Source organism: Acaryochloris marina S15 (assembly GCF_018336915.1).
In the GTDB taxonomy this organism is placed as follows: domain Bacteria; phylum Cyanobacteriota; class Cyanobacteriia; order Thermosynechococcales; family Thermosynechococcaceae; genus Acaryochloris; species Acaryochloris marina_A.
In genome coordinates this window covers 3833531-3854176 of record NZ_CP064923.1, presented here as the reverse complement: position 1 = coordinate 3854176, position 20646 = coordinate 3833531, and the positions used below count along the sequence as shown (strand labels likewise).

General features: G+C 45.5%; 16 protein-coding genes. 12 read left to right on the top strand and 4 right to left on the bottom strand.

The window, feature by feature from the left end:
• Window positions 1-190: 190 nt before the first annotated feature.
• The 5 genes from I1H34_RS17740 to I1H34_RS17720 all read left to right on the top strand — a co-directional run bounded on the left by I1H34_RS17740 (window position 191) and on the right by I1H34_RS17720 (window position 8486).
• Window positions 191-913, top strand: a complete 723-nt coding sequence (locus I1H34_RS17740; RefSeq protein WP_212662328.1) for a lipid-binding SYLF domain-containing protein — start codon at window positions 191-193, stop codon at window positions 911-913.
• An 11-nt stretch (window positions 914-924) separates the two neighbouring features.
• Window positions 925-2598: a phospholipase D-like domain-containing protein gene (locus tag I1H34_RS17735; protein ID WP_212662327.1), complete on the top strand. Its 1674-nt coding sequence runs from the start codon at window positions 925-927 to the stop codon at window positions 2596-2598.
• Between the two features lie 263 nt (window positions 2599-2861).
• Window positions 2862-4160: a glutamate-1-semialdehyde 2,1-aminomutase gene (gene hemL / locus I1H34_RS17730; RefSeq protein WP_212662326.1), complete on the top strand. Its 1299-nt coding sequence runs from the start codon at window positions 2862-2864 to the stop codon at window positions 4158-4160.
• A 625-nt stretch (window positions 4161-4785) separates the two neighbouring features.
• Complete coding sequence (locus I1H34_RS17725; protein WP_212662325.1) at window positions 4786-7149, top strand: EAL domain-containing protein; 2364 nt, start codon at window positions 4786-4788, stop codon at window positions 7147-7149.
• Between the two features lie 11 nt (window positions 7150-7160).
• Window positions 7161-8486: a GGDEF domain-containing protein gene (locus tag I1H34_RS17720; protein WP_212662324.1), complete on the top strand. Its 1326-nt coding sequence runs from the start codon at window positions 7161-7163 to the stop codon at window positions 8484-8486.
• Here the strand turns inward: I1H34_RS17720 and I1H34_RS17715 are convergent, their stop codons facing one another.
• Window positions 8487-8828, bottom strand: a complete 342-nt coding sequence (locus I1H34_RS17715) for a hypothetical protein (protein ID WP_235109158.1) — start codon at window positions 8826-8828, stop codon at window positions 8487-8489.
• Window positions 8829-9315: 487 nt separating this feature from the next.
• Between I1H34_RS17715 and I1H34_RS17710 the strand changes: the two genes are divergently transcribed.
• The 3 genes from I1H34_RS17710 to I1H34_RS17700 all read left to right on the top strand — a co-directional run bounded on the left by I1H34_RS17710 (window position 9316) and on the right by I1H34_RS17700 (window position 12138).
• Window positions 9316-10890, top strand: a complete 1575-nt coding sequence (locus tag I1H34_RS17710; protein ID WP_212662322.1) for a hypothetical protein — start codon at window positions 9316-9318, stop codon at window positions 10888-10890.
• A 543-nt stretch (window positions 10891-11433) separates the two neighbouring features.
• Entirely contained in the window at window positions 11434-11598 is a 165-nt protein-coding gene (locus I1H34_RS17705) for a hypothetical protein (RefSeq protein ID WP_249369357.1), read from the top strand.
• A gap of 225 nt (window positions 11599-11823) precedes the next feature.
• The gene (locus tag I1H34_RS17700; RefSeq protein ID WP_212662321.1) at window positions 11824-12138 is read left to right on the top strand and encodes an RNA recognition motif domain-containing protein; all 315 of its coding nucleotides are present in this window, start codon (window positions 11824-11826) and stop codon (window positions 12136-12138) included.
• A gap of 218 nt (window positions 12139-12356) precedes the next feature.
• On the opposite strand, the gene I1H34_RS17695 is transcribed toward I1H34_RS17700, so the two are convergent.
• Window positions 12357-12629, bottom strand: coding sequence for an RNA recognition motif domain-containing protein (locus I1H34_RS17695; protein ID WP_212662320.1), 273 nt, complete (start codon window positions 12627-12629; stop codon window positions 12357-12359).
• A 980-nt stretch (window positions 12630-13609) separates the two neighbouring features.
• On the opposite strand from I1H34_RS17695, the gene I1H34_RS17690 reads away from it, so the two are divergent.
• Entirely contained in the window at window positions 13610-14731 is a 1122-nt protein-coding gene (locus tag I1H34_RS17690; RefSeq protein ID WP_212662319.1) for a DUF1611 domain-containing protein, read from the top strand.
• 25 nt (window positions 14732-14756) lie between these two features.
• Window positions 14757-15827: an alanine/ornithine racemase family PLP-dependent enzyme gene (locus tag I1H34_RS17685; protein WP_212662318.1), complete on the top strand. Its 1071-nt coding sequence runs from the start codon at window positions 14757-14759 to the stop codon at window positions 15825-15827.
• A 284-nt stretch (window positions 15828-16111) separates the two neighbouring features.
• Here the strand turns inward: I1H34_RS17685 and I1H34_RS17680 are convergent, their stop codons facing one another.
• Window positions 16112-17506, bottom strand: a complete 1395-nt coding sequence (locus tag I1H34_RS17680; protein ID WP_249369355.1) for a hypothetical protein — start codon at window positions 17504-17506, stop codon at window positions 16112-16114.
• Between the two features lie 19 nt (window positions 17507-17525).
• Here I1H34_RS17680 and I1H34_RS32790 point away from each other — a divergent pair, with 19 nt between their 5' ends.
• Window positions 17526-17648, top strand: coding sequence for a hypothetical protein (locus I1H34_RS32790; protein ID WP_255801184.1), 123 nt, complete (start codon window positions 17526-17528; stop codon window positions 17646-17648).
• 5 nt (window positions 17649-17653) lie between these two features.
• Here I1H34_RS32790 and I1H34_RS17675 read toward each other — a convergent pair whose 3' ends face one another.
• Window positions 17654-18982, bottom strand: coding sequence for an EAL domain-containing protein (locus tag I1H34_RS17675; RefSeq protein ID WP_212662317.1), 1329 nt, complete (start codon window positions 18980-18982; stop codon window positions 17654-17656).
• A gap of 434 nt (window positions 18983-19416) precedes the next feature.
• On the opposite strand from I1H34_RS17675, the gene I1H34_RS17670 reads away from it, so the two are divergent.
• Complete coding sequence (locus tag I1H34_RS17670; RefSeq protein ID WP_212662316.1) at window positions 19417-20562, top strand: phospholipase D-like domain-containing protein; 1146 nt, start codon at window positions 19417-19419, stop codon at window positions 20560-20562.
• Window positions 20563-20646 lie beyond the last annotated feature (84 nt).

The following is a 20646-nucleotide window of genomic DNA, read 5'->3' as shown; positions in this document are numbered from 1 at the left end:
TATTTCATGATTTCGATGCTAAGTAAGGGCTAGAAAATAAGAGATTGAAGCTAGTTTGCCCCCTACCGTAGTTGTAAATATGCACGGTATCAAAGTTTCTGCACCATTTAGTATTGATGGCTAGGCTGAAACTTTCCAGCAAATTTAGGGTCATTACCCATATGCTCGTCTTGTCTAGGGAGAGATAGCGATGAAATTTAAGTCTATGGTGGCTGTGCCCGTAACAGCAGTGCTCGTAGTCACCACCACTATGCCGACGATGGCAGCGACAGATGTAGAGAAACAGGCCCATGCCGAAAAGATTATTTACTCTTCTCAGAATGTCTTAGAAGAAATTCTGAGTGATCCCAAAACTCAAATTCCGTCAGAACTGCTAGAGCAAAGCGAAGGCATTGCTATCTTTCCAGGTGTCATCCAAGCGGGGTTCCTATTTGGTGCTCGCCGAGGCACTGGGGTGATGATGCTCCGACAAGAAGATGGCACTTGGAGTAACCCCGCTTTTATCAACATCACTGGCGGCAGTTTTGGCCTCCAAATTGGGGCTAAATCGAGTGATATTGTCTTGGTGTTTCCCAACCGCAGCACGGTCAATGAAGTACTGTCCAAGTCTTTTGATATCGGCGGTAGTGTCTCAGGGACAGCGGGTCCTGTGGGAGCAACGGCGGTTGATCCCACTAAAGATTACAGCAAGTCACCGATTCTGACCTATGCCCGCAGCAGTGGTCTGTTTGGTGGTGTTGCCATTGATGGCTCTAAGCTCGGCTTTAACAGAGGTAAGAACCGCGATTTATATGGCAAATCGATTACCCCACGCCGAATTTTTAGAGACCCAGATGTAGAAGCCCCCGTGGTGGTTGATTCTCTCCGGCAGGTATTGGAAGAGTCTGAGTTAGGGACTTTTAGCCGCTTTTAGATCTTTTGTTGATGCAGCGGCTGCAATGGGGATTGACCTCTCTGGTCCTACTCGGTGCTCTAGGGATTGGGGTGAATCGTTGGCAGCGATCGCAACCTCAATTCCAGTCCATTCAACCTCTCCCACAACATAGCCAGATTCAGGTGTATATGAACCAGAATCTGGCTAATTCTTTTACGGATTCCTATCGGCAAATCTCCCGCCCAGGGGATGATTTAGAGTCCATTATTGTCGAGAATATCCAGGCTGCTACATCCACAGTAGATGTAGCAATACAGGAATTGAGATCGCCCCGTATCGCCCAGGCCCTGCGAGACCGCAAACAAGCCGGTGTTCAGGTCCGAGTCATCTTAGAAAATACCTACAGCCGCCCTTGGAGTAGCTTTACGTCCCAAGAGGTGGCTCGGATGGATCCGCGGCAGAAGAAACGATACCAAGCCAATTTTCAGCTGATCGACCAAAATCAAGATGGCGAGCTGAGTTCAGCTGAAATCCATGAGTATGATGCCCTACAGGTACTCCGTAGAGCTGATATCCCTTGGCTGGATGATACAGCCGATGGCTCTGCCGGAAGTGGTTTGATGCACCATAAGTTTGTAGTCATTGATGGGCAGACCACTATTGTGACGACGGCCAACTTTACTTTGTCTGGGCTACTTGGCGACTTAGATCAGCCAGATAGTCGGGGGAATGCCAATTCTCTGGTCGTTCTGGAGAGCCCAGGTTTAGCACAGCTCTTTACTGAGGAATTTAAGGCCCTTTGGGGAGATGGTCCCGGTCGGACAACGGATAGCAAATTTGGAGTGAACAAGCCCTGGCGTCCACCCCAAACTCTTAAGCTTGGTAATGCCAAAGTGCAAGTGCAATTTTCGCCAACATCTATCTCTAGGCCTTGGTCCCGCAGTACCAACGGGCTGATCCGCCAAACCCTAGCTAAAGCCAAACAGAACATTGCTTTGGCGTTATTTGTCTTTTCAGAGCAATCCTTGGTGGATCAGCTAGCAGGGGAGCACCAGCAAGGGGTGAAAATTCGGGTCTTGGGTGATCCTCAGTTTGCCTATCAAAGCTATAGCGAAGTGCTCGATATGCTAGGAGTGACCCTCAGTCCCTCTCGCAGTGGAACTTTGACCTGCAAGGCTGAACCCCAAAATCGGCCCTGGTCCCCACCCTTGCAAACCGTAGGGACACCTCAACTCCCTAAAGGAGATGTGCTGCACCATAAATTTGGCATTGTTGATAGTCAGATCGTGATTGTGGGATCTCACAACTGGTCAGATGCGGCCAATCGTCGCAATGATGAAACCCTACTGGTGATGGAACATCCTCAAATTGCAGAGCATTATCACCGGGAATTTGAGCGGTTGTATGCCAGTAGCCGTCTAGGCATTCCTGCCTTTCTCCAAAAAAAAGCCCAAGACCACCAACGTCAATGTGGTGATTTGCTGGTGAGGGGCAGGGGAACGACCCAACCCGTCTTACCAGAAGGGAAGCAAGCCACCCTCGTCAATCTGAATACCGCGAATCAATCGGAACTGGAGGCATTGCCTGGTGTGGGGCCCAAGTTGGCTGAACGAATAATCGAAGCTAGACAAGAACGCCTATTTACCTCCCTAGCAGACTTAGATCAAGTTCCTGGCATAGGGCCGAAACTGCTGGAACAACTCCGAAACAGAGTGACTTGGTGAGAGTCTTTTTGGCCTTGAAACCTTTCAGAGGCTGGATTATAATTTTTGCTGTCTGCGTATAAAATTTTTCAATTGTTTACGCTTCTCCCTGATCAAACTTGAAGAATGTAGACCAACCTTCAATAGTTTTGATCCTTATAGAGTGAAACAGTAGAATGTAAGACTATGTTGATAGGGCTTAAGCATGAACTTGCTCAATGCACCTTTCAAAAGCCTTGATAATTCAACCATTCAGCGAGTCAGCTGACCTTAAGGAGAAAACGTTGCTTACTGACACCTTAAATACAACCAAGTCAGAGGAGATTTTTGCGGCAGCGCAGAAATTGATGCCTGGTGGCGTAAGTTCACCGGTCCGCGCATTTAAATCCGTTGGCGGCCAACCCATTGTCTTTGATCGGGTTAAAGGGGCTCATGTATGGGATGTTGATGGCAATCAGTATATTGATTACGTCGGCACCTGGGGACCCGCAATCTGCGGCCATGCTCATCCTGAAGTCCTCACGGCTCTCAAAGAGGCATTAGACAAAGGCACCAGCTTTGGCGCTCCCTGCTTGTTAGAAAACGTTCTGGCTGAAATGGTCATTGATGCCGTTCCTAGCGTGGAAGTGGTCCGCTTTGTGAACTCAGGGACTGAGGCTTGTATGTCCGTCCTGAGACTGATGCGAGCTTTTACCGGCCGGGAAAAAGTGATTAAATTCGAAGGCTGCTATCACGGTCATGCCGATATGTTTTTGGTCAAGGCTGGCTCCGGCGTGGCGACTTTGGGGCTACCGGATTCTCCCGGTGTGCCCAAGGCCGTGACGGGAAATACCCTGACCGCTCCCTACAACGATTTGCAGTCTGTACAAGCTCTATTCTCCCAACATCCCGATCAGATTGCTGGGGTGATCTTAGAACCAGTGGTCGGTAATGCTGGGTTTATTCCGCCAGATGCCGGGTTCTTAGAGGGCCTCCGGGAAATTACCAAAGAGAATGGAGCCTTACTCGTTTTTGACGAAGTCATGACCGGCTTTCGGATCTCTTACGGAGGTGCCCAAGAGAAGTTTGGCATTACGCCCGATTTGACCACCTTGGGTAAGGTCATTGGGGGCGGCTTGCCAGTGGGCGCTTATGGTGGACGCCGAGACATTATGAGTATGGTTGCTCCGGCTGGACCCATGTACCAAGCGGGTACATTGTCTGGTAATCCCTTGGCGATGACGGCAGGTATCAAAACCCTAGAATTGCTCAGACGATCAGGGACTTACGACCAGTTAGATCGGGTGACCGGTAAGTTAATCTCTGGATTGTTGCAGATTGCCCGTGAAGCAGGCCATGAAGTCTGTGGGGGACATATCAACGGCATGTTTGGGATGTTCTTTGCCCCTGGCCCTGTCCATAGCTATGACGATGCGAAGGCTGCTGATGCAGCTAAGTTTGCTAAATTTCATCGGGGAATGTTGGAGAAAGGGATATACCTAGCCCCTTCCCAATTTGAGGCAGGTTTTACCTCTTTGGCCCATACGGATGCAGACATCGACCAAACCCTTGAAGCCGCCAAGGTTGTATTGTCTAACATCTAAGATCTAATTTAGAGGTTGATTTCATCAGCTAAAGATCATCTTTGCAAATAATCATTCAAGAGAGGCCGATGTGCCTCTCTTTTTTATTATTTATATTCATAAAGATTCCGTTCTGTAGACATTTTCAGTGCCATTGAAATATAGTCCCTTGTGGTAGAAGACTATTTCTGTTTTTATAGTAGAAATTATGGAGCAAAGGACAACATAGCCCTACAAAGCTTACTGATTAAAGGAGATGAGAACTGTAGGCATGTAGAGAACTATGACATCAAAACTATCTATAGTGATGCCTATATTTTGAGGCTTAGCTTTTTATACAGGTTGAGAGAGCAAGGATTAGTACAGATTTCTATGTATGATTTAAGTTTTTTGATTGCTAAAAAATATTGGGCTATATCAATGAATAGAAGGTTTTATTGAGCGTTCGTTTGGATACATAAATATCTTTGTAAAGAAAATTTCAGTAGATTTACATATTTCTCCCTCCACAGAATTGGCTAGGATTTAGGACAGTGAAATAATCCGTTTGCCTAAGATTGGGTGATTGGAGTCAAACATTCGTTGTATTAACCCTTGTGATTCAATTGCATATTTAACAGGTCCCCAAATTTGTATCGTTGGCTCTATGAATGACTTTGCGACAAATCCTCTAGATAGACAGTCGGAACTAACTGAATTAGGGCAGAAAGCATTGTCCGGGTCTAGCTTAACTGACTTGTATTTAGATGCGATCGCACTGATGAGTCACCACTTGCCAGTCGAAGACTGTAGTTTGTGGCAAGTCCTCTCCGATAGCAATACCCTGAGGTTGGTGGCAAAACAAAAAGCGACACTCCTAGGGGAAGCCACCGATATCGATAGTCGGGGCTATCGGTGGTTACAGGCATTGATGCAAACTGGGCAAACAGCCGTTATTTCCGGGCAATCAGAACAACTTCCTCTGACACAACCCCAACTCATTAGCGGACTTTGCATCCCCATCCCTGGAACCGATCGCCCCCTAGGGTTACTGGAAATTTTGACTCCCGAGCCCCAGAATTGGAGTCAAGAGGATCTCCGTTTTGGTGCCTGTGTGGCCCAGGTGTTAGCAACGGCCATTCAGCGCAAACGTTCGGAAACGCTACTGCAAACCCAGACCCAAATCTTGGAACATGTGGCGACGGGGCAAGGGCTAGATGCAATCCTCAGCAGTTTATGTTTATTGATTGAAAGTCAGTCCCCAGGGACGGTGTGCTCTATTCTCTTACGGGATGCCCACAAACAGGAACTGCGCATGGGAGCAGGGCCAAGCTTGTCATCGGAAGTGGCTGCCGCTTTTGATCATTTACTGATTGCTGAAAATGCAGGCTCTTGTGGGACGGCTGCCTTTCGTGGCAAGGCTGTCTATGTTGAAGATACTCAACGCGATCCCGTCTGGGCGGACTTCCGGGAGTTTGCCCAACAACATAATATTCGTGCCTGTTGGTCCACGCCTTTTTTCTCCCAGTCTGGAGACCTCTTAGGCACCTTTGCCCTGTCTCACCAAGTCCCCTGTTTCCCGACTGCTCATCATCTCAACATCATTAAAACCGCTACCCATTTGGCGAGTATTGCGATGGAGGGACATCGGACAGCCGAGGAACTCAAACAAAAAGCGCTCTTTGATACCTTGACCGGATTACCGAGTCGCGACTACTTCTACGAACAGCTGCAACACAAACTGCAACAGGTCCAGCGGCAACAACTGGAAGGATATTCTCGCCAACCTACCCTGAGTCATTTCGCCATTCTGTTTTTGGATGTCGATCACTTTAAGCTCGTCAATGACAGCCTGGGACATAGTGTGGGAGATCAGCTCCTCGTTGCCATTACTCAGCAGCTTAAAGAGAGTTTGCGACCTCAAGATTTGCTGGCTCGATTAGGAGGAGATGAGTTTGCCATTCTCTTAGATGGAGTGGTGAATCATCAGCAAGCCCATAAAATTGTCCAGCGTATCCAGCGGTCCTTGGCTAAGCCCCTGAAGCTCAAGCAGCAAGAAGTATTTACCTCAGTCAGTATGGGTATTACCCATTCCACCAGTTTGTCTCAACATCCAGAAGAACTATTGCGAGACGCAGATACGGCCATGTATCGTGCCAAAGCCCATGGTCGAGGGAGCTATGTGGTCTTTGATGAAAAAATGCATCGGCAAGTTCGCTCTCGCTTATGGTTAGGCAATAGCTTGAGATATGCCATCAAGGCGATTGATCAAGGGCAGAACCCGTTTCAACTGTATTACCAACCTATTTTCTGCTTGCGGCAACAGCAGCTGGTTGGTTTTGAAGCCCTGTTGCGATGGCACCATCCTCAACAAGGACTGATTTCTCCCGAAAAGTTCATTCCTGTTGCCGAAGAAACGGGGCTGATTATTCCTTTGGGACAGTGGGTTTTAGAAGCGGCTTGTCAACAACTATCGACATGGGAGCAGCAATTTTCTGTACCGTTGACCATGAGTATTAACGTGTCCAGCCAACAGTTTCTGCAACCTAACTTTGTTAAGTCCGTTGAATCTTTACTACAGTTGCACCGACTCGCCGGTCAGCATCTCAAACTGGAAATTACCGAAACGGTGTTGATGGAGTCTACTTACTACGTCACCGATCGATTAGAGCAATTGCAAAACTTAGGCATTTCCCTCAGTTTGGATGATTTTGGCACGGGCTATTCATCCTTGAATTATCTGTATAACTTGCCCATTAATACCCTCAAAATCGATCGATCTTTTGTCTGGGGGATTGGCCAAGGACAAGATCAAATTGTCAAAACGATTATTGCCCTTGCCCATGGATTAGAGATGAATGTTGTGGCAGAAGGGATTGAAACGATAGAACAAATGCAATATCTACACACCTTAGGATGTGAACTTGGGCAAGGCTATTGGTTTGCTCGTCCCCTGAAGCCGGAAGCTGCTAAGCAGGTTATTGCTGCGCGGTCTAATCCAGCGAGCTTGTCTTTACCGATTGCGGAATAACCAGTACTTCTATGCCCTTTTGGTCCACACCTAAAACCTCCCTAAACCAACGCCTACGATTGGGCTTAGGGGCCATGCTTGTGCCCTTACTCATGCTGGCTACAGGGGCAATCATTTCCTTTGAAGGGGCATTAGGTAGTTTTGATAAGCACGATAATTTGGGTCGGGAAGCCTTGTTCCCCCTGGCCGAGGTTGAGGGATTATTTCTAGATTTAAATGTGGTGGCATCTCCGGTAGGGCCATCTCGCCCCATGACTTGGGATAAGTATCAGGAAAAAAGTCAGGCCATCACAAATAGTTTGGAAAGGCTCTTAGAATTCTCCCACCATGATCCACACCAATTTAATTCTGTTCTAGAAATACAGCGAAAATGGCAACGAATTTCCCAGCTGTGTAAACAACTCCTAGATCCCTCTATTTCTGAATCAGGAAATACACAATCTACCAGAGTTGAGCTGCAAGACCAGCTCAGAATGATTTTGCAAGATGTCCAACAACTGAATTATCGGTTAATTGTGTTTCAAAATGATGCCAATACCAACCAAGCAAAAGCCGTTCGCAAAGAAGTTAGACAGCTCATCGCTATGATTTGTGGTTTGGCGTTGGCGCTAGCAATCGTGTTTGCCTATGGACTGTCTCGCTCTATTACAGTTCCACTGCAAACTTTGGAGGAAGGGGTTGAAAAATTAGGTAAGGGAGAATTGAGCCATCGGATTGCTTTGGCCTCAGGCGATGAATTGAGTCATTTGGCAGAAACCTTTAACCTGATGGCGACCAAGCTGGAGCAAAGCCAAAAAGACTTGTACCGTTTAGCCACGTTGGATGGTCTAACGGAGGTTTACAATCGGCGGGAATTCAATCGCTGGTTGAGGGTGGAAGTGGAGAAATCCCAGCGCAATACCGATCAAGTTTCGCTGATCATGGTGGATATTGATCATTTCAAGCAGCTCAATGATACCTTTGGCCATCAGGCCGGGGATTTGGCCCTTTGTGAAGTAGCTCAACTCCTGCAGCGGGAAGTGCGACCAGGGGATATTGTTTGTCGATACGGGGGCGAGGAGTTTGCGGTCATTCTTCCTAAGACCAATAGTGATGATAGTGTTGCGATCGCAGATCGCATCCGTCTAGCCATTGCTGAGGAGACCGTAATTCTGCCCTCCTTGCAGCAGGTAGAAATGACGGCTAGTTTAGGCGTTGCAACCTTCCCGGCTGATGCCCAAACGAAAGAGCACCTGATCAAACAAGCAGATCAGGCACTCTATGGAGCTAAGACTTCAGGTCGAAATCGAGTTCATCAGGCTCAGCAAAATGTCCTAGAGAACAAAGTGGTGGTCTAACTATTTCTGGTTAAACAAAGCACCCAAAGTATCAGGATTCATCATGTTGCACTGCATGAGTTTAAGGGCCAAGGCTGTACCCACTCGATTGGCCACAACTTGCTGCAACTTAGGTTGGGTTTGGGCCGAGGCTAGCAATTGACCTTCTAAAGATAGCTCTGAGGTTTTGCTGCCTTTGCTCTTACGCATCTCTTTCAACAGATTGCGAGTATCTTTGCAGGAGGAGGCTGAGATACGGGCGGCCACAGTATCACTCATTCGCGTAATGATAGCAAATGTTGTCTCTTCAGGAATTCCTAACTGAGAGGGATCCGCTTGGGCCTGGGCACCCAGGGGTAACATTGCGCTCAGGGCAACGAAAGCGCAACTTCCTAAAGATAAGATTGATTTGCTTCTCGACATATTCCACTCCAAAAATTTTCGTCAATTGGGATTGTGCCAATTTGGCACGGCCATCTAGCGGTGAGGCTGATGCCTATTTACGGTCTGGCACAGATGAGTTCAATACACCTAAAAATTCAGAATGCACCTAAAATTACTCAACTCTAACCACTTACTACCTACAAAATAGGTTTAATTTCTTGATGTTGAGACGAAATTAAGAATCACTCTATTTTCATCCCCCCATAAGTTAAAGTGACGGATACGAGCATTTGGTTGCTCTGGCTTTTAGGTAATGTTTAGTTGAACTGCTAACCTCCTCTAGGTTTACTATGGCTGGGTTTGATGCATATTGCAGTGATCGGCATCATGTTTTTGACATGATCAAACTGCCTTATATTAGGGCGTTCCAGGCCTTTTCTCTGCCTTTCCAAAGAGGAATGATTCGATGCCGATAAATCCCTTTGCCGCTGCTGTTATTCGTGGGTGGTTACAGCAGACACAATCTGCAAATCGTCGGGGTGTTCAGGCTGGCTTTGCATTACCCCTGGCCTTGGGTTTAGGCTTTGTGATGGTGGTATTGGGACTCACAATGCTCATGACTGCCCAAAGCGATCGCATCACGTCTTGGCAACGTAAAGAATCCGGTGCAAGTCTATCCACAGCTGAAGGGGGAATGGCCAGAACCTTGGCGCAACTGACGAACCCCAACAACGCCATTTTGCTCAACCGCAATTACGACACGATCAATATCAAAACGGGCAAAACCTATTTAGGTGCAGATGGAAGCTTTAATAGTGGAGATGAAGAGACTGCCCTCATTGATGAATGGACCAGCTATAACCCCAGTAATGAACCCTGCCACCAGCAAATGAACTGGGGGGTACCTAATTTCCAATTTTCCGGTTCAATTGGTGATAATGGCACCTATTCCTTGAAGGCCTATCGCTATGATCCGAAACAACAACAGGGCACATTATTTGTAGAAGCCACCACCAATGGTCAGGCCACAGGCATCATAATCACGATTAATGTGACCCCGGATTTAGACAATTTTCCAGGTATTATCGCTTCCCGCAATACGAATGGTGCCGTCAAGACTGGGACTCTGGCCCTAAGAGGGCGCGAGGTTCTGGGGAGTAAGGGGAATATCTACTACAATCCTGATGGTTCAGCCAATTCTTCCCTCACGAATAGTGCTGCCCCAGAGGATGCCAGTCGTGCTGATTATTTGGATGCTATTTGGTCTACCGATGGGGAGGATTTTGATGCAGATGGTAGTCCGATCGATACAGTAGAAGGAAAAATTTTTGCTTGCAACTTACCTCCTAAGCTACCGACGACCATTCAAGGAACAAACTTCGGCCGCATTACAACAAGTACGACCTTAAAAGGGGTCGGTAGTATGACCCCAACCCTCTATCATGTCGAAAGTATTGATTTAGACAACGATGAAGTATTAACCATTGACACCACTGGAGGCCCTGTCCAAATTGATGTCATTTATGGGGGTACTGATCCAGAATTAGCGATTACTCTGCGAGATAATGCCAAAATCCTCAATATTCGGACGGATGATCAACTCCCTCAAGTAGGGGATTTACGCATTTTGGCCAGAGGGAATAGTCAAGTTAACCTCTTTGACCGCAGCTGTATTCAAAATGCCTTTCTCTGGTTCCCGATTGACGACTTAAGATTGCTAACTACTGGCCCAGGTTGTCCAGGAGGGAGAAATACGAATGTTGAGGGAGTGTTATGGATGGAAGCTATTCTTGCGCTCAAGAGCAAAAAGTGTCCCCCTCCTAATGACCAGAACAATTTATATCACCGGGATGTGAATTTTTTGAACGGCTTTAATGGCACCAACTATGATGAAAATCCAGAGTGTCCCTATCAAAGAATTACATCAGGAATAGCTGTGCCAGAAGATGTCTCAAGTCTGATGGATTTACTGAAATATGTGGAGTGGCCTGCTCGCTATCGATTTGGTGGAGTAAAAAATTGGCAACGCGTGCGGCTATAGGTAAAAGATTTACTGAAACTACATTGCTTTTCATCGCCCCTTATCTATCTGTATTCAGCCCCCTGATTTAAGTATCAGCCTCTAATACTTGAGTTTGGACTAACGAAGAGTGGACAATAGTTCCAGGTGCTTTCAATCATGTGTTAGAAATCTGACGGTAGGTTAGGTTTCTAGCCTTTGATACCTACAGAGACCTAGGGTTGAGGCTCCTGAGTGAGTTTCGTCCCTGAGGTTGGAAGGGTTGTCAATCGTGCGGGCAAGCATTGCTACCTAATACCAAGCTGTGCCTGAAGGTGTAACTCTCAAACTCGTGAAACCCAATACTGAGTTGGCTTAGCAAATAATTAGAATTACACTCTTAGGTGCTAATTGGTATAAGCTATTTCAACTGGATTTGGACCCATAGCCGTACCCACAGCTCAAAAAGCGGAGCTATCCTTGAATCCTTGGACTTGGAACGATTTAGCTGTGTATCCCACACTTCGCTAGCGCACTACCGATTTGTTTAAGGAGCGGCTAGTAGATGTAGGCTATGATTCTGAGATGGGAGCGCGTCCGCTACGTCGAGCGATCACACATCTTTTGGAAGATTGTCTTGCTGAGGAAATTCTGACCAGTCGTGTTAAGGCAGGAGATGAGATCGTTATAAATATCGACGAGGTGGGGCAAACGAAAGTTCTCATTAAACAAACAGAGAAGAGTGATTGAGGAATAGAAGGAAGCTTCTACCAAAACCTGATATGGGTAAGTGGAGGCGTTAGAGTATCACTACCTATCAATTAGTTAATATCTCAATATTAGAAGTTACAGGGTGTTTAATTTAGGTGCGTTGTATTGATTAAGCTATATGCCAAAAATACTAATCCGCTTTTAGTAAACAGATTTAAATTCAAAATTCCACTTTCAATACTCAATGAAGATTAAAGGAAATGTATGTCAATTCGTATTAGTAATCTTGCCGATGACGTTACAGAGATTGCTCTAAAAACAGTATTTTCATCATATGGGACAATAAAAAAAGTTAAGCTTCCAACTGATGAAAAAGGCCATATACGCGGCTTTGCTTTTATTGATATGGAGTCTGATACTGAAGAAAAAGCTGCTATTGAAGCCCTTGATGGTGCGGAATGGATGGGTCGAGATCTGAAGGTTGATCAAGCGAGACCTCAGAAAAAATATAGAGTCTCATCATTAGGTAGTGAGCACAGAACTGATCGTCTTTCTCAGGCTGATAACTTTCACAAGTGAGCCATTTTAGAATTCAAGATTTGGGAGCACCTAGAAAAATGGGTAGTAGACTGAGATGATTTCAACCTACCTTTGGAGTCATCTAAAGATAAGTACTTCCGACAAAATGTATTTACTAAATACATAAATCTTGTAGCCTTTATTCTGCAGTATTCTATCAAGGAGGCTGAGATGATCACACCTCACCTCCTAACTGGTTCCATTAGTGAGAATTACCTCTACCAGCGATTTCCACCACCACCTCTATCTTCACGAGGTTTTGCTTGATTTACTTTCAGGGTACGCCCCATCCATTCAGCACCGTCTAGTTCTTCAATAGCTTTGGCTTCCTCAGCTTCATCACTCATCTCAACAAAACCAAATCCCCGAATCTTACCTGTTTCACGGTCAGTGGGGAGCTTTGCACTTTTTACAGTTCCATATTCTGCAAAAGCGGTATTGAGGTCTTGCTCTGTAACGTCATATGAGAGGTTACCAACGTAAATCGACATAAATTTATATCCAAAATTAGTAAAGTGTAGAGATTTGGATATCGGTATATTGGCTTAAAAATTGAGTTGGAATAAACCTGGCAATCTTGAAAACAAATGTGAAACCGATACTTTCATCATACTGATCATGCTAGCGTATCGCTGAATATCCCTAGACATGGGACTTACACACTATACAAAGGGAGTATATTATGCATCAGCATATATGGGGTGTTTCAGCCTCTTTTTAATTTTCTTCTAAGGCTAAAATCTCTTGTGGTAAAAGTGCTTTTATAGAAAATTATATCTAAACACTGGTTATTGCTTGTTTTAACGGATTCTGGGGTCTTTAAAAATCCAAACCTAGAAAGTGTTCCTGAGAAAGCTTTTAATCCCATATTTCACATGACTTGCAGGAATTTAATAAATTCTCCCATCTGAAAACTGAGTGGGTCAATTTGAACCTAATATTATTGACATCAGGGTTTAAGAAGTTGATCAACATCATTTCAAGAATATGGCTTAAAAGCTTACGAAATAAGAACTCCATCCTATTGGAGATGCTCTTAATAGAGATCCCCCAGAATCCGTTAAACGGAGGATCAAGCCGGTCACCCTTGAGCTGGTGAAGGTAGGCAGTAAGGAATCAGCGAGTCTGTATTCAGGCAATAAAGCATACCAAGATCTTTGATTCAATAATTCTAAAAAGTAATATATGTTACAGTTTCTATAGGTATAGGTTTAAAAGAAAACTCAGCTAGGTCCTGAGCTTCTCGCTTCGATATATACATTACTTATATTCACCAAAGAATTTACTAAGCTCTGCAGTTTTAACTGCGTAGATCTTTAAAAAACACGATCACACTAGATTTCAGGAACTGTACTTTCTGAATAGTTTCTTCCTGTGAGAAAAAATAAATAAACTCTAAATACTCAAGAGGCTTAGCAATCTTATAAAAGCCTCTTGAGTATTTAAGAGAAAATTGTAAAGGTTTAATTGCATGCCATTTGCGAAAAAGACGGCTTTAGTTTACTGCGAGAATCAGTTTGGTTTAGTAGACGGGAAAACTGCTTCAGGGTTAGTTCGGCACTCTGAGGCGTATACCATCGTTGGCGTTATTGATAGTACTTTAGCGGGAAGAGATGCTGGGGAAGAGTTAGGAGATCATAAAAACGGCATCCCTATTTTTGCCAACTTAGATGAGGCTTTAGACCAGCTACAAGAAGTTCCAAATTGCTACATCTATGGAAAAGCTCCTTTAGATGCCTGTGTCTCAAGGGTGGAAAGGTTCTTAATTCTTGAAGCGATGTCCAAGGGCATGGATATCATTAACGGTTTGCACCAATTTTTCTCTGAAGATCCAGAGTTTGCCCGTATGGCTGATCACCATGGTATTCAGATTAAAGATATTAGAAAACCACCTCAGCTCAAGGATTTGCATATCTTTAGCGGTCAAATAGCTAGAGTGAATGTACCTGTCATTGCTGTCCTCGGTACAGATTGTGCTTGCGGCAAAATGACTACCGCAGTGGAGTTGAATCAAGCCTTAAAGAGGCTGGGGATAAAATCTGTCATGGTCGCGACAGGGCAGACGGGTTTAATGCAAGGAGCAAAATATGGAGTATCCATGGATGCTCTGGTGTCCCAATTCGTAATTGGTGAAATAGAAAATGCTGTGGTGCAGACGTTTGACAATGAAGCCCCCGATATCATTTTGGTGGAAGGTCAAAGTGCAGTCGGTCATCCCGCTTTTATGAGTTCTCTCGGTATTTTAAAAGGCAGTATGCCCGATGGAGTCATTCTCCAGCATCCACCTGCCAGAAAATTTCGATGTGATTTTCCTCATCTATCTATGCCTACTCTGGAGAGTGAAATTCAACTGATTGAATCGATTTCCCAATCTCAGGTGCTTGCCATCACAGTTAGCCATGAAAACATGTCTACTACAGAAACCCAAAGGGTGATCGCAGAGTATGAAGACTATTTTCAAGTACCAACAACCGATGTCCTTAGTGATGGGTGTCAAAAACTGATTCAGGCATTGGGTCAGCATTTTCCGCAACTGAATCAAAAAATTAAGCAGGAGGGGTTAGAGAAAGTACTGCTATTGGCAATGGGGTAGATGCAAAATATCTGGATTGAGATAGATGCAAGCTTTTTTGCCAAGGATAGAGATTTCCCTCTCGCAGATACAGCATAATGCACAGATCCTATCGGAGTTGTACAGGCAGAAAGGTATTTCTTTGATGGGTGTTACTAAAGCGACCCTCGGAGAACCTGCGATCGCTGCAGCTATGCTTCAAGGTGGTATTAACTTTATTGCCGACTCACGCCTTGAAAATATTCAAAGGATGAAGGATGCGGGGATATCAGCTCAGTTTGTGTTGCTTCGCACAGCCTTGAGTCAGGCAGAATTGGTGATTAGAACTGTAGATATTAGTCTGAATACAGAGCTTGAGACGATAAAAGCGCTTTCTCGCTATGCCAAAGTGCAAAATAAGATTCATCAGATTATCATTATGGTGGAATTAGGCGATCTTCGAGAGGGCATTCTTCCTGATGATCTTGCTCCTTTTATCCACAAAGTGTTGGGCTTCCCTAATATTGATATTATTGGCATTGGCTGCAATTTGGCTTGTTATGGAGGGATTAAGCCAGATGCACAAAATATGGATGAGTTATCTGAATTAGCTACTGCAATGGAAACTGAATTTCAGATGAACTTCACCATTGTTTCAGGCGGAAACTCGGCAAACTATGAATGGTATCAATCGAATCAGGGAACTGGAAGAATCAATAACCTCCGTGTGGGAGAATCGATCCTTTTAGGCTGTGAAACGGTATATGGAAGAAGAATTCCGAGATTATATCGCCATGCCTTTAAACTAATCGCTGAAGTGATTGAGGCAAAAGAAAAGCCCTCTTTGCCTTTTGGTACGATTTGTCAGGATGCCTTTGGGAATATCCCTGCATTTATAGATCAAGGGATTCAGCACCGAGCCATTATTGCATTAGGAAGGCAAGATGTTTTGGTCTCTAGCTTAAGTGCTGAGAACGATGTTGAAATACTCGGTTCTAGCAGCGATCATATTGTCCTTGATAGTAAGGACTGCGATTTGAAGATTGGTAGCGAAGTTAGATTTAATCTGGATTATGGGGGAATTTTATCAGCTATGACATCGCCCTTCATTCAGAAAACAATGCTTGTCCATTTTTAATAAAAAAAGCCCCTATCAATTATTCATTTGTAAAAGTTGTCAGAGCACTGGTCTTCTAAAACTACAAGACAAAAGTCATTTTTCTGCCAAAACTTCAGATAAAATGGAGGCAGAAGCCTCAAATGCCGATTCAATAAGGCCTAAAGACTATAGATCCTGTTACACAACTAGTGCCTTAAGTTGGCCTGGTTCAAAAACAGTGGATTTTGGGTTACACTTCCACGGCAAAATAAGCCATCAATTATCGATGACTTGAGGTCTACTGCTTCCCAATCAGATTCAGACTATGCCCGTTGGAATCGTTTGAATCCTAGTAGCTCTAGCCAGTGAGAATGAGGTTCTCCCGTCAGCAATTCTTTAGGACTTTTACCTTCGCGTTCAGGAATCTCACTTCGCATAAAACAGCGGTGATTCAAGAAGTACTGCAACAGTCCCAAATAGGAGTTCCCAAGGGTACGTCGTAGAAAGAAGTAATTGCGCAGCCGGGAGTTGAGATTCTCCACTAACGAACTAGCTCTAGACGTCTGTTTAAGTGCCTCAGTGGCCGCTTCCATCAGGTAGTAGAATTTTCCTGAAAGTCCCTGATGTAATTGGTTCCACTTCTCCCAGTAGGCATTGGAGGTAGTCTGTTTTCGATGAAGCAGACAGACTTCTCTGACCTTGGCTAGCGGCATATCCAAGCGAATAGTAATCTCAGCCAGCTTTTGATCTAACACCCCTGAAAATGCCAGAAGTTGGTCACGTTGGTTGTGCAATGCCTTCCACAGTTTGCGCATCATAGGGAACTCACCATCATCCCGCTGTTGGAGTTCTACCTTGATGAAGTCAAATAACTCCTGACGCACTGACAAGGTTGGATCTGCTAGTTCGAGGACATCATGAACCATCCACTGAAACAGGGTTTTGACATCTTTTAGTAAGGTGAAGAGCCTCTTCTCTCGACGATTAAGGTGAACCCACTTGCTTATCATCGACCGAGTGGGTTCTTGTGCAAGTTGGGCTCTAATAATGTCCTCCTCCTGGTCCACTCGTGATGATGTTACCCCTTGAACTTTGCGTGTCAAACTCAGAACAAAGTCCTTAAACTGTTTGAGAATATGAAAGACATCGCTATGGCATGGGGTATCAGACATGGCTGCTTTTTGCCCAGCCCTCAAGCCTTTTGCTCCATCAGCAATTGTGTTGTCAGGGTCGAACCCTCGGGCTTGGAGCTCCAGTAAGTACCATCCCCAAGTCTCTTCATCTCGATGCTCTGCGGCTTTGAGGAGGTAGCAGTAAGTGGAAAAGGCATCTACCCCTGTCAATACAGGCATCGAGCCTTGAAAGATCTCATCATGAAGACCCTGCTTAATCGTAGACAGGTCTTGAGCTTGGTTGATCTCTTCTGCCTTTGCAGCTGCGACTTGCAAACGGTTGTGAACTGTTCCTACACTGATGAGCCAATCAAGCAGATCCCGCAGTAGCTCAACGACACCTCGATAGGAGCTGTGGCAGATCAGCGCCAAGGTCAGAATCAGCTGGAATAGCCAAGTTTTGGTGATTGGCAGATGGAACAGAACCTCATTATCCCCTTTAGAGTCGAGAAAGGTGTCCTCTAATGCTTGTGCAGCGATACCTTCCTGCTCATACACAAACTTCCGACTGACTTGATTCTTTCTGGCAATGCGGGCGATGGGCATGGATCTCGATAGAGCCTAGATGCCGATATCTTTGCGGATCTTCGGAGGAAGGGTGGCTGCAATGGCAGGGGTTGAAATCATGCTCGGTGATCCAGTCAGAGGAGGAAACGACAAGCCTCCAGATTATCCTGATCGCCTATGACACTGTTACCTGGTTTTGAACCTGGCCGTCTGAAGCGGCACATTGCTCTCGAACTCGCACTCCCGAAGAACTTTGACAGTTGGCCTTGAGGAGTAACGATAGTTATCTAACAGTAAGTTTTTGGCTGATTCAAAAGGGAGAGGTTTGCCAAACAAATATCCTTGCCCAACTTGGCAGCCTAACCGCCGCAGAATATCAAGCTCTTCCTGGGTTTCCACTCCTTCAGCAACGGAAAGCATTTCCAAATCCCGAGTCATGGCCAAAATATTCTTCATCAGAGCCAGGGTTCGACGATTCGTTAACATTTGACGGACAAAATACTGGTCTATTTTGAGGCTATCTATCTCAAATTTAGCGAGATAAGTGAGACTCGAAAATCCTGTGCCAAAGTCATCGAGGGCTAGATGAAATCCAAGCTGTCGGCACTGTTGAATGATGTTGATAGCTGAAGGTCCCTCCATTAGGACCCGCTCAGTGACCTCCAATTTAATCTGGGAATGGGGAATCTGATGTCGCTGGAGGATCTCAAGCAATTCTTCATTAAATTGTGGGGCTTGAAACTGGCGGGCAGAGACGTTAACGCTGATAAATAACGGTGGTCTGTTCTCCACTGGGTTTGCCAAAGTGTTAGTGAGGGCCTGATTAAGGCGATTGAGATCTGCGCAGGCGTTTTCAAGAACCCAACGACCAATGGGGCGAATCAATGAAGTTTCTTCTGCTGTATTGATAAACATGGCAGGAGAAACCCAGCCTCGGGTGGGGCTTTCCCACCGAATTAAGAATTCAAATCCCAGGATCTCTTCCGTCTCCAGATCAACTAGAGGCTGATAGTGGGGGACAAAGGCATTGGTTGCGATCGCATCTAGTAATTCCGACTCCAACCGCATTTTTTCCAAGACAGGTTGGTGAGGAAAGAACGGAGACGATGATGTTAACGAGGACTCCGGTAGGTCTGAGCCAGGCATAGCAGCCTGGGAGACTCCAGTATTCAACGACCGAATATGATCCAATAACCGTGAGACTAACAGCTTGACCACAGGATCAGAAGCTTCAATCCGATCTGAGATTTGCTCACTGGAAATAACAACACAACAGGTCTCTGTTAATGCCCGAGCAGAGGCTGAGCGGGGAGAAGCATCAATCACAGCCATCTCACCAAATACATCTCCTTTGACAAGAGTCTTGAAGGAGACGTCTTTCCCCGTTGTTGTTACAAAAATATCGACTTGGCCTGACTCAATAATGTAGGCATGGTGCCCTTCTTCACCGGCAGTAAAAATCAGCTCTCCAGGCTGAAAATGAACCAACAACGAAGACTCTTTTCCCTCAGACATAATGCTTGGTTCTCAATGAGAACTCTCTAAAATCGATATTAACCTAGTCTTAGGATGCCCAAAATGAAGTCTGCAAGAGGCATATGGAATTTTTCAATATCTTTGAGGCTACTTCCCCTTTTATCCCTGTCTTATCCGTTTACAGGTAAAAAGCTTTCTTAAATGAATGCTTCAAGTTCTAGCTTGAGTCAATTCAGACTATTTAGAGACTGCTCAAATTTACATTGCATAGATGTCTGTCATCTTGTGCCTTTGTCAGGTGAATCTCGGGCAATACTGGATGAGATCGCATCCACAATACCTCTCTAACCCAGGCCTAACCTCTTGAGAGACTATTTTTGCTGCAGGGAACAAGCTTTGTTACTCTGGCGAAAGTAACATCAAGGGCACAATCCTTGGTGGACTGTGATATCCCTTATCGTTAGGTCTAGCGTATGAATCATGTGGAGCTTCTTGTAGATGCGGATGCCTTTTGGCAGCGCCTCCAGAGCGATCTGCAAGCAGCTAACCACGAAATCATGCTGCAGATGATGACCTTTGAAGGCGATCAAACGGGCCAGAATGTCATCGAGGCAATGCGGGCATCTGCAGCTCCTTGTAAACAAATCTTGGTGGATAACTACACACGATTTATTCAGAGTGACAAGTTTATCTACCATCCCAAATATTGGTCGGATCAAGAACTTAAAACCGAGGTCCGCCAGACTCACGCGATGTTTGAAGCCCTAATACAGGATGGAGGCCAGGTTCGCTTTACAAATCCGGTGGGTCCCTTCTTAATTCACTTCGTGGGGCGGAGTCATAAAAAGCTGATCGTGATCGATAACCGCATTGCCTATGTGGGCGGCTTTAACTTCAGCGACCATAACTTTGCTTGGCATGACCTGATGTTTCGGCTAGAAGACCCAGCAATGGTGGAATTCCTGCGGGCAGATTTTGTGGCGACTTGGCAAGATCAATCCCAGCCCAGGCATGCTGATTTCGGAGACTGTGAGTTTTTCCTCCTGGATGGTCGGTCTAATGAAGCCACATTTGCGCAAACGATGGATTTGCTATGCTCCGCCCAGAAATCTCTGCATATTATCAGTCCCTATCTGACCTTTCCGTTCTGCGGGGCACTAGCCGAACTACCTCAGCGGGGCGTCCCCGTCACTCTACTCACACCAGAAGGCAACAACAAAGGCACTGTGAGAGATTATCTTTTGTGGGAGGCCCAACGGTCGGGGTTTGATGTCCGCCTCTATGACGGCATGAGCCATATGAAAGCAGCTCTGGTCGACGATCGCTATCTAGTGGTGGGATCTTCAAATTTTGATTTTTTGAGCTATCGCATCGAAGAAGAAGTCCTAGCCATTTTTTCTAATCCCGCTGTGATTGAGACGTTTCGCCAACAGGTTCTTGAACCAGACCTGGCTCGCTGTCGCCCCTTTGATGGGCAGGCCAGTGCCCTACGAGGCTGGCTCTCCTATGGCATTCTGCGGGCAGTAGAAACATTGGCACTGTTCTCTCGCCGAATTAAATCAACCCAAGTCATTGATACAGCAGTGCGGGGCTATCCTGTGATGCCGAAAGAATCTTAGGGTCAACACTATTTTGGGGAGGTTTCAATGGTTGCGATCGCAACCAGGCTGCACTCTTTGCCCAGGTCACTGTGCCCTGACTTT